The sequence below is a fragment of the Coleofasciculus sp. F4-SAH-05 genome (genome assembly GCF_040222985.1).
GTDB classification, from domain to species: domain Bacteria; phylum Cyanobacteriota; class Cyanobacteriia; order Cyanobacteriales; family Coleofasciculaceae; genus Coleofasciculus; species Coleofasciculus chthonoplastes.
The window spans coordinates 16,673-31,811 of record NZ_JAVKBY010000202.1 but is presented as its reverse complement, the minus strand read 5'-3'; the positions used below and the strand labels follow the sequence as shown (position 1 = coordinate 31,811).

Genomic DNA, 15,139 nt, shown 5'->3' with positions numbered 1-15,139 from the left:
GCGCGATCGCAGTAAGCTATAAGAATATTGGGGCATGATTTAGGCTAAAAATAATGCACAATCCATTCCCAGGAATGAACCCCTACTTGGAGTTGCCAGACCTGTGGCATCAAGTCCATAATCGACTTATTGTCGCGATCGCAGATGCCATTACTCCTCAAATCGTTCCTAAATATCGGGTGGCGATTGAGGAACGAATCTATACCAGCATCGATGACTCGTTACTCTTAGGAATTGCGGATGTGGCGGTTTCCCGTCGAGACTCCACCCGTACTGGTGCAACAGTAACGGCTACCCGGTTAGCTGAACCCACTCCGGTTAAAGTTCCTGTACCGGAACAGGTTACTGAACGATTTCTGGAAGTCAGATCAACCCAAACGGGTGCTGTTGTCTCTGTGATAGAAATACTTTCTCCTAAAAATGAACCTATTGTAGACCTACAGCAGTTAGTTAACGATATCTATGAGCGTGCTAGATTTGACCTAGCAATTGATTACTCCCAACCCGTCAAACCAGCCCTTGCACCTGAAGACGCAATCTGGGTTCGCGAAATTTTGGCAAGCGCGATCGCAGATGAATGAAATTGATGTCTAAGGGTCAACCTCCTTCTATTTCCCCACACCTTGCATCCTCTTTAGCTATCTTGTCACCCCTTGAGGGCGATCGCCCCAGGGAATTGTTGTGGCATTGAGACCACTCAATTTAACCGCTCAAATGCATAATTGGCATTTGAAAATGTAACTTAAGAAAATTTTTTTTTTGTTATACTTGTTTTAAGTACAGTAAAAATTACAATAAAACGATGTCACTAAACGTTGAACTGCTGGAAACAAGCTTTAACAAAGTCAAGCCCCACGCCAATGAATTTGCCTCTAGCTTTTATAGCAACTTGTTCACAACTTATCCCGAAGCCAAGCCTTTGTTTGTCAACACTAACATGAAAGAACAAGGCAAAAAGCTGTTAGCTTCTTTGGTCTTAGTTGTCGAAAATATTCGTAAACCCGAAGTCTTGAGTGATTCTCTCAAAGGCTTAGGGGCGCGGCACGTTAAATACGGTGCACTTCCTGAACATTATCCCCTAGTTGGGAATGCTTTATTAATGACCTTTGAGCAATTTTTAAAGGATGATTGGACTCCGGAAACTAAACAAGCTTGGGTTGATGCTTACGGTGCAATTACCGAGATTATGCTTGAGGGTGCTGACTATTCCGCCGACGTTCTGAATCTTGATAATCAAACAAGGGCGGATAAAATGAAGCCCGATTCTTAACCGCAAGATGAACGATTAGAAAGGATGTTTTCTGGGTCGGTTCTGGCAGTTTGTGATCAAAAAGATAAAAGTAGTACTTAAGCCACAAACCTTGCCCATCCTAGTTTTCAGCTATCCTTCTCTAGGTAAACATTGTAGGGGCGACCCGCCGTACCCAATCAACAGAACCTAACCCTTAATTTTACTGGGTCGCCCCCCGCTGAATAGGTGGTGAGGTGAGGGGGAAATGGGGGAGATAGGGGCGAGTCAATATAGGTATAGCAGTGCGCTCTAGCGTAGTTACAGTACAAGTGATATAAAAGCCTCCTGATAAAGCCTCCATTTCTAATGTGTAAACATACAAGCGCTCAGTGCTATAAGTCTTACACCAACTACGATGTGCAGCGACTCGCCCCTACAACCACGATAATCCTATCCTGATCATCTTGATCAGCTTCCCCATCTCCCTCATCTCCCTCATCTCCCCCATCTTCTTCTACTTCGCCTCCATCCAATTTTTGCCCTCACTCACATCTACCACCAACGGAACAGCTAACTCAACGGCTGATTCCATCGTCTCTGGTATTTTTGCTTGCAACTCCTCCCATTCATTTGGTGGAACTTCAAAGACTAATTCATCATGAACTTGTAACAGTAATCGCGCCTGGTAATTCTGTAACACCTCATGCATTTTTACCATCGCAATTTTGATAATATCAGCACTAGATCCTTGAATCGGAGCATTAGCAGCCGCTCGAAGTAACCCAGCGTCATATTGACCGATTCCTTTGAATTCATCAAGATTAATAGCTTGGGGATTTTTACCTTTAGCATCACGCAGTCTGTTGCTATTGAACTCAAAGTAACGGCGACGACCTAAAATAGTCTCCACATAACCGTTTGCGATCGCGTCCCGTTTCTTCTGCTCCAAATACCCGAAAACTTTGGCATAGCGCTGCTTCAATCGGTCAATAAATTCCTTTCCTTCTGTGGCTGATACCCCGGCTTCTCTGGCAAATCGTTGGGGTCCCATACCGTAAATTACGCCAAAGTTGATCGTTTTCCCCAATCGCCGTTCGTCTGGTGTGACGGTTTCTTTTTCAAACAATAATTTAGCCGTTACTGCGTGAACATCCTGATTCTTTCGGTAGGTTTCCACTAACACAGGTTCTTGACTCAAATGTGCCAAAATCCGTAACTCAATTTGGGAATAGTCTGCTGATACTAATAACCAACCCGATTCAGGTAAAAATGCTTGGCGAATTTGGCGACTAAATGCCGTCCGAATCGGAATATTCTGTAAATTCGGATTCGATGAGGATAAACGTCCGGTACTGGTTATGGTTTGATTAAAATCCGTATGCACGCGCTGGGTGTCTGCATGAACCAGTTTCGGCAAAGCATCAATGTATGTGGATTTTAACTTAGAGAGGGTGCGGTGTTCCAGAATGGTATCAATAACCGGATGATCCCCTTGTAGCTTTTCCAATGTGGCATGATCCGTTGAATACCCTGTTTTCATTTTGCGCGACTTGCGGCGGTCAAGATTCAATTTTTCAAACAGTAACTCGCTTAACTGTTTGGGAGATCCTAAATTAAATTCTTCTCTGGCTTGCTTGTAAGCGTTCTGTTCAATGTCTGCGAGTTTCTTTTCTAGAGATTCCGAGAGTTGTTTGAGGTAAGCCGTATCAATCCGAATTCCCTGATATTCCATCTGGGCTAACACAGGTTCTAGCGGTTGCTCAACCTCAAGCAACAGCTTCTCTAGCGCTGGAATTGCTTTCAGTTCTTCCCTGAATTTAGGAACCAGTTGAAACGTGGCATAGACTTGCATCCCGCAGTATTCTGCCACTGTTTTGCTACTCAATGCAGCAATGGTTTTTGCTTTGGGAATCTTTAAATCTTTGTAGCTTTTTAGCTGAATTTTTGGGACGTAGCGCTCCGTTATACTATTGAGATTATGACTATTATCGGGATTGAGAACATAACTGGCTAGCATGGTATCCATAACTACCCCTGCCAGTTTAATCCCCTGACTCTGGAATATCAGACGATCAAACTTTACATTTTGTAGCACTTTGGGATAGCGATCGCGCTCTAAAATAGGACGCAGTGCTTCTAGAACGGTCTGTTGGTCTAAATTCTGACCCTGGTTATGGGTGATAGGAATATAAGCAACATCTGTTGCTTCAATTCCCCAACAGCACCCAATTCCCACCAGTTCGGCGTTCCGTGGCTTTAAAGCGCTGGTTTCCGTATCCCAAGCCACTGGAGTTTCTATGTTCGTGCAGTTTTCCAGAATATCGACCAGTTGGTCTAATTTATCTTTTGTATCAATAATTCTAGGGTGAATTGGACAACTGGCTGCCACTTGTTTCTGATAGTCTTCTGTTTCATCGGCTGTCCAGAAAGACAGATCAGGACTACTCTCTTCAACCGAGGGTTCTGATTCTGTCCCTACCTCTTCCACCACGTTTCCACCAAAACGCTGCTGAATTTCGTCAATTTTATGTAAGAAAAACTCGAATTCCAGTTTTTGTAAGAAAGGCTTAAGCACAGAGGGATCAAACCCCTCTAACTTGCCCGCCTTTAATTCCACATCCACAGGCGCATCAAATGCCAATTGTGCTAAGTACTTAGAATGTTCAGCATCTTGTTTTCCCGTTTCCAGCTTAGTTTTTACTGCACCTTTAATCTGATCAAGGGATGCATAAATGCTTTCCAGGGAACCAAAATCATGCAGTAACTTAACCGCCGTTTTTTCGCCAATTCCCCTCACTCCGGGAATATTATCGGATTTATCGCCACAAAGGGCTTTGTAATCCACCACCTGTTCTGGTGTAATACCCAGTTTATTTTTTACCCCTTGGGTGCTATATTCTTCCAGTCCAGTGGAACTGCCGCTTTTTAATGCCTTATGGCTGAGATAGAGAACCGTAATTGACTTTTGCGGATCAATGAGTTGAAATAGGTCGCGATCGCCAGTTAAAATTTTTACCTGATACCCTTCATCAGTCGCCCGATGTGCCAAGGTTGCTAAAACATCATCAGCCTCATAGCCCGGAACCGCCAATACGGGTAAATTCAACGCCGTCAGCAATTCTTTGAGATTCTGCAAATCTGGGATAAAATCTTCCGGTGTTTCCGGTCTATCGGCTTTATAGGTATCATCCGCTTCGTGACGAAATGTGGGCAATTCCAGGTCAAACGCCACCGCCATCGCCTGAGGTTGCTGGGAACTGATCACCTCTAATAAGGACTTGAGAAAGCCAAAACACACACTGGTGGGTATTCCACTCTTGGTTCGTAGTCCCCCATCTCGTCCTTTAGCGAAGGCGTAATAGGAACGAAACGCGAGAGAATGACCGTCAACCAGGATAAACAGGGGTTTTTCTGCCGTTCTATGGTCAGCAGAGGGAAAGGCGTTAGGCACAGGCATTGATTGAGACATAGCCTTATTTTAGCGAGTTATAGCAACCGCCAAGACGATTAGGAGACATCATTTATGTAGAGACGCGCCATGGCGCGTCTTTAGCACAGTTCATTTGTCCTAATCGATGTGTCTACTGCTATACGTCTGCCTGTCAGGATGTGGTGTTGTTGAGCAACCATCAAACAAAAAGCAGTTGGCACTTGCATCCAACTACTTTCAGTATCTGGTTAGGTTACAATTTTGAACTCAAACAGCCAGCAATTACCGTTTAACTGCTTTACGGCGACGGCTGATGAAACCTAGCGCACCTAAACCGAGCAAGGCTCCCACTGTAGCGGGTTCAGGAACTGACTCTGGAGCTTTTGCTTTAACAACCCAGTCTTGGAAGTCGTAGTAGAAGTCACCATTAGGAAGAGGGAAGCGAGTATCTTCCATCCCGATGAAGTAGTATCCTGGATCAGATACCTCTATGATTGGGTTATTTGGGGCTTGATCGGTCAAGCTGGGGAATTTGAAACTGTCAAGCTGAGCCACCCCAAAGGTACGGAACATTGGTGTTCCATTGCCGCTAAAGCCACGCTCCAAAACTCCTAACTGGTATTCGACACCTTCTTCAAAGGTATAATCAACCATACAGGGTGATTTGATTGTGACGTCACACGTCCCTTGCCAATCATTGATGAAGGCACTGTTAGGGGTATCAAAAGAATTGCCATTCGGCTTAGCGGCGGTTGGATTAGCGCCTTCCATAAACAGTGCCGTAAACTGCCCATTGGACATAAAGCCAAAGTCTGAGTAGAATAAGCCTCTCGAACCTAGCCCATCTGGAGCCATTACACTGAATTCGTAGCTTAAGCCATCACCAAGGAATACATTAGTTTGATGGGGTATATTTGGGGCTGTACCCGTCACTGGGCTACTTGGAACGATATCGACGCCGAGGAAACTAGCAGCTTGCGCTGGAGCGCCAAAGGTAACGAGGGCAGTAGCTGTAGCAGCAGCGACACTTAGGGTAGAACTGAATAGTAATTTCATCGTTTATCCTTGCTGTTAAGACTTTAGTTCTAGATTAGAGCAGATATTAATGATCTAAACTGTGAAGAATTATTTCTGTGTGGGAAGAGTTAAGCTTGAGTCGATGAGCCGAAGCTCTTGGCAACTCCCTTGTTTTTCTTCCCTGATTCCATATTAGACCTTAATAAACTCTCGTTTAGAGAATCGTCCATCAAAAGGGCGTTTTTCATCAACTCTTCATCAATTCCCCCATTTATATGAAGTTTTCATGAAGAAAGACACCCTCTCTAGTCGGAATTCCCTCGGAGCTGCAAATGTTGAGCAATAACCTATCCTCATGACTGGGAAAACATGATTTGACTGAGATTGGTTCTCCCATTCAGTGGCTCATCGGCTATTTCGGCAGGAACAATGTATCTTAAACGACAAAAATGGGTCAGAGAACGAAGACAACAAAAAGCAGTTGGTATTTTTCTCCAACCACTTTAAGCCTTGCGATTACCTAACTTCTAAGTCCAAGAGTGACCCCTGGCTATTTATTTCACAGCTTTGCGGCGACGGCTGATGAAACCTAGTGCACTTACACCCAACAACGCTCCCACGGTACCAGGTTCAGGTACTGACGCATGTGTAACCTTAACCACCCAGTCTTGGTAGTCATAGTAGTAGTTGGTAGAATCTTTCTTGAACATTCCATCTTCCATACCAAGGAAGTAAGCACCTTCTTCTGCTACAGTCAAGAATTTGTCAGGGTTATTGGCAACATAATCTGGAGTCAGAGGATTGGGATATGACTGATCTGTTGCTGTATTGAACGTGTAACTATCTTTCTGAGCAACCCCAAAGCCAGAGAAGTTACTGGCTCCACCACCAAAGCCACGGTCTAATAATCCTAGCTGATATGTCACACCTTCTTCAAAGGTATATTTAACAGTACATTCCTCACCGATACTGATACCACAGGTTCCTAACCAATCATTGTCGTTACCGGAGCCAGGGTTGTATGGACCTAAGTTTTCTGTAAACAGCGAAGTGAATACTTCCCCAGACATAAAACCGAAGTTTGAGTAAGTCGCACCTCTAGAACCTAGCCCTGTTGGAACCACAACGCTAAATTCGTAAGTTTTACCATTCCCCTCAAATGTTCCTGTAGCGTGGGGAATAGGCATTGGACCGATACCCTTCATAAACGGGCTATTATCAATGACATCAACACCTAGAGTAATAGCGGCTGCAGGAGAAGCAAAACTTGCTAGTGTGGTAGCTGTGGCGGCAACAATACTTAATGTTGAAATAATTGGTAGTTTCATAATGGTAATTCCTTCCCTTTAGCGGGTTATATTTGACCAGAGAAAAATTATGCTTAAGTTAATAAGTTTTCACTTCTGAAAGCCGATTTGCTTTTTCTCTCATAACTCTATATTAGAACACAACAAACTTTTGTCTAGAGATATCCCCCTTCAATGGGCATTATTTATCAACTCTTTATCAATTTCCTCATTTATATAAAGTTTTTGTGAAGCCAGACATCAATGAGTATAAATTCACAACGAGTCATAACTGTCTATCGCTGTTGCCTGTCAAATTAGATACATTCCAAGAAAAAAGGATGATGGACGACATGTTCACCTTGAGCAGTTTGCTTTGGTAACAAACTGATACAACTTCCTCAATCCAAGAGCAGAAACTTTTCCGAAGGGTTCTCCATCTTGGACTTCCACAGGATTCGTCATTTGGAGGTATAGGCAATTTGTCAAATAATTGTTACAATTTTTAATATAGCTTGGGAACGGTTGACCCGTTCACAGAACATAGCCCTTGCCAAATGCAGGCTTGTGTCATCTGAATGTCCATTTTTTCTAGCATTCAAGGAGATAACCATGTCCCAACCCATGCAACTTTCCCTAGAACAACAATTTAATATCCGCTCGTTTGAAACCCAGGTGCAGAAAATGAGCCGTGAGCAAGCTCAAGACTTTCTGGTTAAGCTCTACGAGCAAATGATCATGCGTGAAAATATGTACAAGGAGTTTCTCAAACATGAATGGGGTCTAGAACCCAGTTAAAAGTACGAGCAGTGGTCCCTGTGTAGTGGGCGACCTCCGTCTCTTGCTCGGTTCCTACGGCGGAAAGGAGCTGGGGATGCTGGGGCGTCAACTCTTATACAGCTGCAGTGAAAACACAATAAGTCATACAAAGTCATACACTAGAGAGCCAGTCCTGTTAAGGAATTTGACGAATTAACAGTTAGGCGGGTTAAGGACTATCGAAGAGTTTTCTCAGAAAAAAAGCACACATTTACTATAGACATCCGCCAAGCGGTAAGCTTGAATCCCTAAGCCGCCCAATGCCAAACCTGCTTTGACACTGGGTTTTGTGATCAAAAAATATTCTTCCTATCTTATGTTTCAGCGTTGCTTAATTTGCACCAATTTTGCCGACGGTTTGTATCGGTTGGTCGAGTTTGTACCCAGTTTAGCGGCTAATGGTATCCAAACGATTATCTTTCTTCATAGCGTACCGTTGTGGGAAGAAGGGGAAATTCCCCGGATAGATGAGGAAAGAATTACCCGCGCTCGCGATCGCCTGCAAACTGGATTGAAGACGATACCCGAGGGTGTAGAGGTTCACATTGAAGTTCTTTCAGGACGTCCTTTGGATACTATTCCCAAAGTTGCCAAACGTTACAACGCCGATGTGATTCTGACGGGGATGGAAAGCCGCAATTTTTTACAAGAAAAGCTGTTTGGTAGCACTACAGCCGGATTAGCCAGGAACTATACCACTCCCCTGTTGATCCTGCGTCCCCAACTGGTTTCGACTTATACCTGTGAAGAACTCGAGCTGCGCTGTCAACATTTATTCCGCTATTTTCTGATTCCTTATAACGGCGGGAAGGCGTCGGAGTATCTGTTGCAAAAGGTGAAAGCTTATGCTCAAAATCGCCCGGATCACTCACTCTCTGAGTGTCTGTTAATGTGGGTGATTGAAGAAGTGGGACGTAAACCTGTGTCCAAGGAGCAACAAGTCCAAGTCGCACAGGAAAAGCTGAAGCAGATTAAAGCTGACTTAGAAGCGCTGGGTTTGCAAGTTAAGACAGAAGTCCGAGTCGGTAATCCTTATCTGGAAGTTTTAGATGCGGCGACAGTGTTTGACATCCGCGCGATCGCGGTTTCCTCTGAAACAATCGGCAGTATTATTGAATTGCCTATCCGTAGCTTTGCTGGGGAATTAATGCGGCGCAGTTGGCATCCCGTTCTCTTCTTTCCACCACCGAGTTAAATTTATTTGTTAGGGAACTTCTGCTATACTAGCTTGGCAAAGCCCTGCCGTAGCTGTTGCGCTCGCTGCCTGAGTTCAGCAATCAACTCATCTTCTCCCAAAACAACACCACCTCTGGTAATTTGTTGCTTCGCTTCAAGTTTGTGTGCCAGTTGATGGCAGAGCTGACATTTGCCTAAGATACCCATAACTGATGGGGAAAATTTCGCAAAAACGAATTCATCTTCTGAAGTAAACCCCTTTTTGTCAATTCGCTGCGATAAGTCTTCGTGAGAGTTTGACTGAGGTTTGAGCTTGTTGATAAATTGGGCAACAGCAACAACCTCTTTTTGGCGATTCAACAGGGGCCACGCCAGGATTGTATAAGTACGGTAACCTGTTTTTTTATCCGTTTTCTTCGCTTGTTCTGAACGGGGGTCGTCGTAGACATCAAAGGGAATATTGATCATGTTGGACGAGCGGGCAGCTAAACCAACAATTCCCTTGTTCATGGGGATATCAATGATTAAGGAACCCCCTTTTCCATCCTCAGCGATTAAAGAACCCACTTCCTTCTTGTGCTGATCGATTAAAAAGATACTGGCGCGATCGGCACTCAGCAAGTCTCCAGCTTTACGAGTGATACGACCTAACATTTCACAAAGAGTGCGTACCAAATCCTGTAACGCTTTATCGACCGTGTCTTTTTCGACTGAAAAATAGGAGTTAATTTGATTCTCACCAGAATTGAACGCTACAGAAGATACAGAGGTGAGCGATGATTCTTGTCCCTCAAAACCAGCCACTTCTCGCCAATCCAGTCCTAATAGCTGACAAATTTGCAGAAAATTTAGCCGATTAACGGGTTGACCTTTGAGAAAAAGATTATTAATTACAATAGGCAGCGAGCGACCTAGCTGTTCAGCTAGCTCTTGCTCTTGTCCGTTACTCTTATATCTCCAAGCTTGTTCGACAGCTTGGATATATTTAGGGTGCACACTTAATGTTTTTGACATATAGGAGCAGCGGAATTCTAACGTAATCATACAATAAGTTTTCCGGAACTAGCATCAGCCAATTGGCGTAAGATGAATACGTTATCTGTCTTAGTACAGCATGGCGGCAAATACAGAAGGGCTACAATTTTACAGCATACCATGGTACGTCTCTTAATGTTACCCCTCTACGCCTCTACCCCTCTACCCCTCTACCTACTTTTCCTTTGCCTCCTCCGAGGACTTGGCATCAAAGTAAGCTTCCAACACCTGCTTAACCATCGGTGCAGCTACGGAACCGCCACCACCACCGGAATGTTCAGCAAAAGCGACCACGACAATCTCGGGCTTATCGAATGGCGCAAAGGCACCAAACCAGGCGTGAGGCTTTCCAGGTGGCGCTTCGGCTGTGCCACTCTTTCCAGCTATCGGCGGTAGATGAGGCACATTTAACACTTGTCCCGTACCACCAGCAACCACCGCTCGTAATCCCTTACGTAGTGTCTCTATCGTTGAAGGTTTCATTTCCATTGACACCCGCCAGTTGTCCACCGCCTCATTATCCTTACGTAAATGCGGTTTAACTCGATAGCCACCATTAGCCGGAACAGCAAACATGACTGCCACTTGCAGGGGTGTTGCCTGAGTAAATCCCTGACCAATGGACATATTCACGGTATCCCCCACTGTCCATTCCCAGTTGAAGCGCTCCCGCTTCCAGGTATCATCCGCAATCAAACCGGCAGCTTCTTCAGACAACTCAATTCCGGTGGGTTGACCAAATCCATAGTTCCTTGCCCATTTAATCAAAGTCGGTCCACCTACCCCTTTGCCAATTTGACCATGAAACGTATTACTACTCCATGCCATAGCTTGCTGGTATCCCAACGGACCAAAACCGGCACGGTTCCATTCGCCAAAGGCTGTACCCCCAACATTCAGGGCGGCAAAGGTAGGCAACACGGTACCTGGTCTAAATTTCCCCGACTCCATACCCGCTGTTTGGGTCACCACCTTAAACGTACTCGCCGGGGGAAATCCGCGCATCGCTCGATTGACAAAGGGATTTCCTTTCCCTTGCAATTGCTTCCACATATCTGGAGTAATCCGGCTTGAAAAAATGTTGGGATCGAATGTAGGGCGGCTAACCATAGCTAAAACCGCTCCATTTCTGGGATCAAGGGCGACAATCGCACCCTTTTGATTGCCCAATGCAGCTTCGGCTGCCTTCTGGGTCTTTAAATCAAGGGTAATTTGCAGGTCTTTACCTGATTTTGCCTCTTTCTCACCCAGAATCCTCAGAACTCGACCTGCACCATCGACCTCCACTTGCTGACCGCCCCATTCTCCTCGCAGGGTTGGTTCAAAGGCTTCTTCAACCCCCATCTTCCCAGCAACATCGCCCATGCGATACCCTTGGGCGCGACGTTGTCCTAGTTCTCGATCATTCAGTTCCCCGGTATATCCCAAAACGTGAGCGGCTAAATCCCCATTGGGATAATCCCTGACGGCTTCGATATCCACCTCGATCCCATCCAGTTGATGGCTATACTCCTGTAGAGCGGTAATTTGGGCAGGTGAAAGACCCCGTTCAATCCGGATCAGCGAAGGTGAATTAAAGCCAGCGCGTTCAACCCGCTTTTGAATCTCGTCTTCGGGAAGCTCTAACAGTTGGGATAGACGTTGTCGCGTTTGGGGCCATTCATCTTTTTTCAGTGCCACGGGCCACAAGAACACCGAATGAGACAAGCGAGAGCTGGCTAGCACGTTGCCCTTGCGGTCAAAAATATTGCCCCGCACTGGCTGTTTCGGCACCAGCCGAATCCGGTTATTTTCAGCCAGTTGTCGGTTACGTTCTCCCTGAACCAACTGTAAGTACGCCAGACGAGAACCCATTGCCCCGACTAGGAACAAACTGACAATCAGCATGACAATGACCGATTGGTAATTGCGTCCAACGGTACGGGGTGTCGTTTGGCGACCTCCGGAATAGGGCTGAATCACGGTCATAGTAAACGGCTTCTCAACTCTCTTTAGTAGTTTGTACTCAGTCTAGTGTTGATTGTGACGCTTTTTTCACAGAAGTGGCTTATCTGTGCCAAACTAGGTCGTTAACCCAGTCGCATCAAGGTGAAATAATAGCGCATCCTTTCCTCGAATGCATTTTTAGCGGGTCAATTCTTGGAAGCCACCCCACAAGGTTAGTAGACAGATAAAATAGACCCAAGTATAAAAAAAAGGATTAACGAATTCACAGGTTCATCGGGTTTGATTGGTTAAATCAGGGCGACGAAAGCGCTAGTGAATGAATTATTATGTTTCAACCTTCCGTTAAAGACCAACGCGCTCCGGATACTACGGCTGAGCTTGATGTTGAACTCCGCAAGGTTTTCAAGGTTTTCAATGGCGAGACAGCGGTTCGGGGAATTGACTTGAAGATCCGACGGGGAGAATTTTTTAGCATTCTCGGTCCATCGGGTTGCGGTAAAACGACTACTCTGCGCTTAGTGGCAGGATTTGAGTCTCCCTCTGCAGGTGAGGTTTTGATTCAAGGGCAATCCATGAATCACGTACCTCCTCACCGTCGACCTGTCAATACGGTATTTCAAAGTTATGCTCTATTCAATCACCTGACCGTTGCGGAAAATGTCGCATTCGGGTTGCGACTGAAAAAGCTCAAGGGGACAGACGTTGATGAGCGAGTCAAACAAGCCCTCAAACAGGTGCAAATGGAAACTTATAGCAATCGATTTCCCGCTCAACTGTCTGGAGGACAACAACAACGGGTAGCATTAGCACGAGCTTTGGTGAATCGTCCTACTGTTCTATTGTTGGATGAACCCTTGGGGGCGTTAGATTTTAAGCTTCGCAAAGAAATGCAGGTGGAACTCTCTAACTTACATCAGGATTTAGGGTTAACGTTTATTATGGTGACCCACGACCAAGAAGAGGCTTTGAGCCTCTCTGATCGGATTGCCGTGATGGAGGCGGGGAAGATTGAACAAGTGGGCAACCCCACTGAAATCTATGAACGTCCCCGTACCCCCTTTGTGGCTGATTTTATCGGTGATACGAATCTGTTTAAGGGTCGCCTGCACGCTGCTGATTCTTCTACGCTACAAATTATCACGTCCAGCGGTTTGGAGATGGTTGTGCAATCCTCTGACGCCAAAGAATGGATGAGTAACTCTAAGGAAATGGTGGTTAGCGTGCGTCCGGAGAAAATTCGCTTGAGTCTTTCACCACCCAACTCAACCGTGAATTGCTTTGAAGGTCGTCTCAAACATGTTATGTATCTGGGAACTCACGTTCACTTGGTCGTGGAACTCCTAACCGGCGATTGCCTGACGGTTATGCTGCCGAATAATACTATGAACAAGCTACCCGAACCCCATACCTCAGTGTACGCCCGTTGGGCAACGACCGATTGTATCGCGTTAGAGGAGTAATCACCATGGCACAATCAGGAGTCAGGTTGTTTTTAGCTGAATTGGAGTCGCACTGTAACTCGAGTGCGATCGCGACGTTCCTCAATAGTGATGGAGAGTCGTTTGCCATTGACCTTAATCGTCAGGGACATAAGGTAACGTATGGAACGGATTTGGATATTAAGGAATTCTTTGTCGCCAAACTTTTGGGGGGATGTCAACCTCATGGTTCGTTGATCCTGCGTTCGTTTACGCCGGATATTGACGAATTTACCCAGTTACCCATCAAAGAATTACGTGGCTATGTTCTGCAAGGGACGGGGAATGATCTGGAATTTGAGAAACTTCCCCCCAAGGTCATGTTTGCCTGTCACAACACTGATGCAGAAACTGGGGAACCTTTACCCCTAGAACAATCTGTCCGCTATTGCTAAAGTTGTTGTTCGTCCTTTCTAATGACTAATCAGCCAAGATCCCGAAAACGACCAACCCGCCGTCAGTTTTTACAAGCGGCGGCTTTAACCTTACCTTGGCTAACGCTGTCAGGGTGTGGCTGGAGACTGGCGAATGTGCGCCCTGCGGCGGGGAGTCAAGATGATGCCAATCTGTTATACATTTACACTTGGGCTGGCTATACTGACCAAGATTTGTTAGACCGCTTTGAGGAAGAAACCGGGATCAGGGCGATCGCGGATGTCTATGATTCTAATGAAGCGATGTTGGCTCGATTACAGGCGGGTGGCGGGGGCGCTTACAGCATCATTTACCCTTCGGAGTACATGGTGCAAAAGATGATCACGATGGGGATGTTGCTAGAACTCGACCAACCCCGCATCGAGGGTATGTATCGGTTGTTTCCCCGTTTTCAGCAAGCCGACTATGATCCGGGGAATCGCCACTCTGTTCCCGTCAGTTGGGGAACTACTGGCTTGGTTTACAATACCCAGCAAGTCCAACCCCCGCCAGCAGATTGGGACTATCTGTGGGTGTATCAACAGCAGTTGGCAAGACGGATGACGTTGGTCAATGATGTGCGAGAAGTTATGGGTGCGGCGTTGAAAAAGTTGGGATATTCTTACAATTCAACCAACGTGGAACATATTCAAGCCGCCTATCAAGCCCTGATGGACTTAAAACCTGCGATCGCATCATTTACGTCTGATGCTTGGCGTCCCCAGATTCTCAGCGGAGATTTAAAAATTGCCATGTGTTATTCGTCCGATGCCACGGAAATCATGCCAGAGAATGAAGATTTACGCTATGTGCTTCCTGAAAGTGGTTCCTCCCTGTGGATTGATACCCTAGCCATTCCCAAAACCGCTCCCAATGTCGAGGGCGCTTATGCTTGGATTAATTTTATGTTGCAGCCGGATGTCGCCGCACGCATCGTGGAACGCCTAAGTTTTGCGACGCCCAATAAAGCTGCCTATAATCTCTTACCGCCTGACCTGAAAAATGATACCAGTCTATTTCCTCCAGAAGAAGCCCTGGAACGGTGCGAAAATTTGGAACCGTTAGGAGATGTTGAAGCCGTCTATGACCGCTATTGGACTAAATTGACCAGCGCCTAATTATAGCTGTCGTCCTAACGGTTAGGACTTTCTTTAACGCCTAAAATGACCCCAACTTTTGCCCTCTGTCTCCTTCTATAAATGCTGACTAATTCATAATCAATACTTATACTGTGTCTACCGACAAAAAAGTTTCTCCCACCTCCTTACCCAATCCCGCAGCCAAAGATCATAAGGCTGAACCATCA

13 protein-coding genes are annotated in these 15,139 nt (G+C 45.7%); 7 read left to right on the top strand and 6 right to left on the bottom strand.

All coding sequences use genetic code 11. The annotated features are described in order from the left end of the window. Positions 1 to 53: 53 nt before the first annotated feature. Positions 54 to 581, top strand: a complete 528-nt coding sequence (locus RIG27_RS24145) for a DUF4058 family protein (protein ID WP_446349400.1) — start codon at positions 54 to 56, stop codon at positions 579 to 581. 221 nt (positions 582 to 802) lie between these two features. Then, positions 803 to 1,270, top strand: a complete 468-nt coding sequence (locus RIG27_RS24140; protein WP_446349398.1) for a globin family protein — start codon at positions 803 to 805, stop codon at positions 1,268 to 1,270. Positions 1,271 to 1,641: 371 nt separating this feature from the next. Here the strand turns inward: RIG27_RS24140 and RIG27_RS24135 are convergent, their stop codons facing one another. From RIG27_RS24135 to RIG27_RS24120, 4 genes are all read right to left on the bottom strand, one after another. Continuing rightward, positions 1,642 to 1,764 (bottom strand): hypothetical protein, encoded by a 123-nt coding sequence (locus tag RIG27_RS24135; RefSeq protein ID WP_446349397.1) that lies wholly within the window; start codon positions 1,762 to 1,764, stop codon positions 1,642 to 1,644. Beyond that, the gene (polA, locus tag RIG27_RS24130) at positions 1,746 to 4,700 is read right to left on the bottom strand and encodes a DNA polymerase I (protein WP_446349395.1); all 2,955 of its coding nucleotides are present in this window, start codon (positions 4,698 to 4,700) and stop codon (positions 1,746 to 1,748) included. The genes RIG27_RS24135 and polA overlap by 19 nt, the downstream gene beginning before the upstream one ends. 243 nt (positions 4,701 to 4,943) lie before the next feature. Continuing rightward, positions 4,944 to 5,717, bottom strand: a complete 774-nt coding sequence (locus RIG27_RS24125; RefSeq protein ID WP_446349393.1) for a PEP-CTERM sorting domain-containing protein — start codon at positions 5,715 to 5,717, stop codon at positions 4,944 to 4,946. Positions 5,718 to 6,232: 515 nt separating this feature from the next. Next, the gene (locus RIG27_RS24120) at positions 6,233 to 7,006 is read right to left on the bottom strand and encodes a PEP-CTERM sorting domain-containing protein (protein WP_446349391.1); all 774 of its coding nucleotides are present in this window, start codon (positions 7,004 to 7,006) and stop codon (positions 6,233 to 6,235) included. Positions 7,007 to 7,576: 570 nt separating this feature from the next. On the opposite strand from RIG27_RS24120, the gene RIG27_RS24115 reads away from it, so the two are divergent. Together RIG27_RS24115 and RIG27_RS24110 are read left to right on the top strand one after the other, a co-directional pair. Beyond that, on the top strand, positions 7,577 to 7,762 hold the full coding sequence (locus RIG27_RS24115) for an NblA/ycf18 family protein (protein ID WP_006101159.1): 186 nt from the start codon (positions 7,577 to 7,579) through the stop codon (positions 7,760 to 7,762). Positions 7,763 to 8,057: 295 nt separating this feature from the next. After that, entirely contained in the window at positions 8,058 to 8,978 is a 921-nt protein-coding gene (locus RIG27_RS24110) for a universal stress protein (protein WP_446349389.1), read from the top strand. Between the two features lie 23 nt (positions 8,979 to 9,001). On the opposite strand, the gene RIG27_RS24105 is transcribed toward RIG27_RS24110, so the two are convergent. Both RIG27_RS24105 and mrdA read right to left on the bottom strand, forming a co-directional pair. Further along, a complete protein-coding gene (locus tag RIG27_RS24105) occupies positions 9,002 to 9,973 on the bottom strand; it encodes a GAF domain-containing protein (protein ID WP_446349387.1) in 972 nt (323 codons plus the stop codon). 195 nt (positions 9,974 to 10,168) lie between these two features. Beyond that, positions 10,169 to 11,962 (bottom strand): penicillin-binding protein 2, encoded by a 1,794-nt coding sequence (gene mrdA / locus RIG27_RS24100; RefSeq protein ID WP_446349385.1) that lies wholly within the window; start codon positions 11,960 to 11,962, stop codon positions 10,169 to 10,171. 305 nt (positions 11,963 to 12,267) lie between these two features. Here mrdA and RIG27_RS24095 point away from each other — a divergent pair, with 305 nt between their 5' ends. From RIG27_RS24095 to RIG27_RS24085, 3 genes are read left to right on the top strand one after another with little or no spacing between them, the layout of a single operon-like run. Then, on the top strand, positions 12,268 to 13,401 hold the full coding sequence (locus tag RIG27_RS24095; RefSeq protein WP_446349383.1) for an ABC transporter ATP-binding protein: 1,134 nt from the start codon (positions 12,268 to 12,270) through the stop codon (positions 13,399 to 13,401). 5 nt (positions 13,402 to 13,406) lie between these two features. Continuing rightward, positions 13,407 to 13,814: a hypothetical protein gene (locus RIG27_RS24090; protein ID WP_446349381.1), complete on the top strand. Its 408-nt coding sequence runs from the start codon at positions 13,407 to 13,409 to the stop codon at positions 13,812 to 13,814. Positions 13,815 to 13,835: 21 nt separating this feature from the next. Further along, positions 13,836 to 14,951 carry an ABC transporter substrate-binding protein gene (locus RIG27_RS24085; protein ID WP_446349379.1) on the top strand — a complete coding sequence of 372 codons (1,116 nt, stop codon included), beginning with the start codon at positions 13,836 to 13,838 and terminating at the stop codon, positions 14,949 to 14,951. Positions 14,952 to 15,139: the final 188 nt, after the last annotated feature.

Bases quoted from the DNA above. Each gene is read 5' to 3' on its own strand.
- RIG27_RS24145 (WP_446349400.1), top strand. From the start codon at position 54: ATGCACAATCCATTCCCAGGAATGAACCCCTACTTGGAGTTGCCAGAC.
- RIG27_RS24140 (WP_446349398.1), top strand. From the start codon at position 803: ATGTCACTAAACGTTGAACTGCTGGAAACAAGCTTTAACAAAGTCAAG.
- polA (WP_446349395.1), bottom strand. From the start codon at position 4,700: ATGTCTCAATCAATGCCTGTGCCTAACGCCTTTCCCTCTGCTGACCAT.
- RIG27_RS24125 (WP_446349393.1), bottom strand. From the start codon at position 5,717: ATGAAATTACTATTCAGTTCTACCCTAAGTGTCGCTGCTGCTACAGCT.
- RIG27_RS24120 (WP_446349391.1), bottom strand. From the start codon at position 7,006: ATGAAACTACCAATTATTTCAACATTAAGTATTGTTGCCGCCACAGCT.
- RIG27_RS24115 (WP_006101159.1), top strand. From the start codon at position 7,577: ATGTCCCAACCCATGCAACTTTCCCTAGAACAACAATTTAATATCCGC.
- RIG27_RS24105 (WP_446349387.1), bottom strand. From the start codon at position 9,973: ATGTCAAAAACATTAAGTGTGCACCCTAAATATATCCAAGCTGTCGAA.
- mrdA (WP_446349385.1), bottom strand. From the start codon at position 11,962: ATGACCGTGATTCAGCCCTATTCCGGAGGTCGCCAAACGACACCCCGT.
- RIG27_RS24095 (WP_446349383.1), top strand. From the start codon at position 12,268: ATGTTTCAACCTTCCGTTAAAGACCAACGCGCTCCGGATACTACGGCT.
- RIG27_RS24090 (WP_446349381.1), top strand. From the start codon at position 13,407: ATGGCACAATCAGGAGTCAGGTTGTTTTTAGCTGAATTGGAGTCGCAC.
- RIG27_RS24085 (WP_446349379.1), top strand. From the start codon at position 13,836: ATGACTAATCAGCCAAGATCCCGAAAACGACCAACCCGCCGTCAGTTT.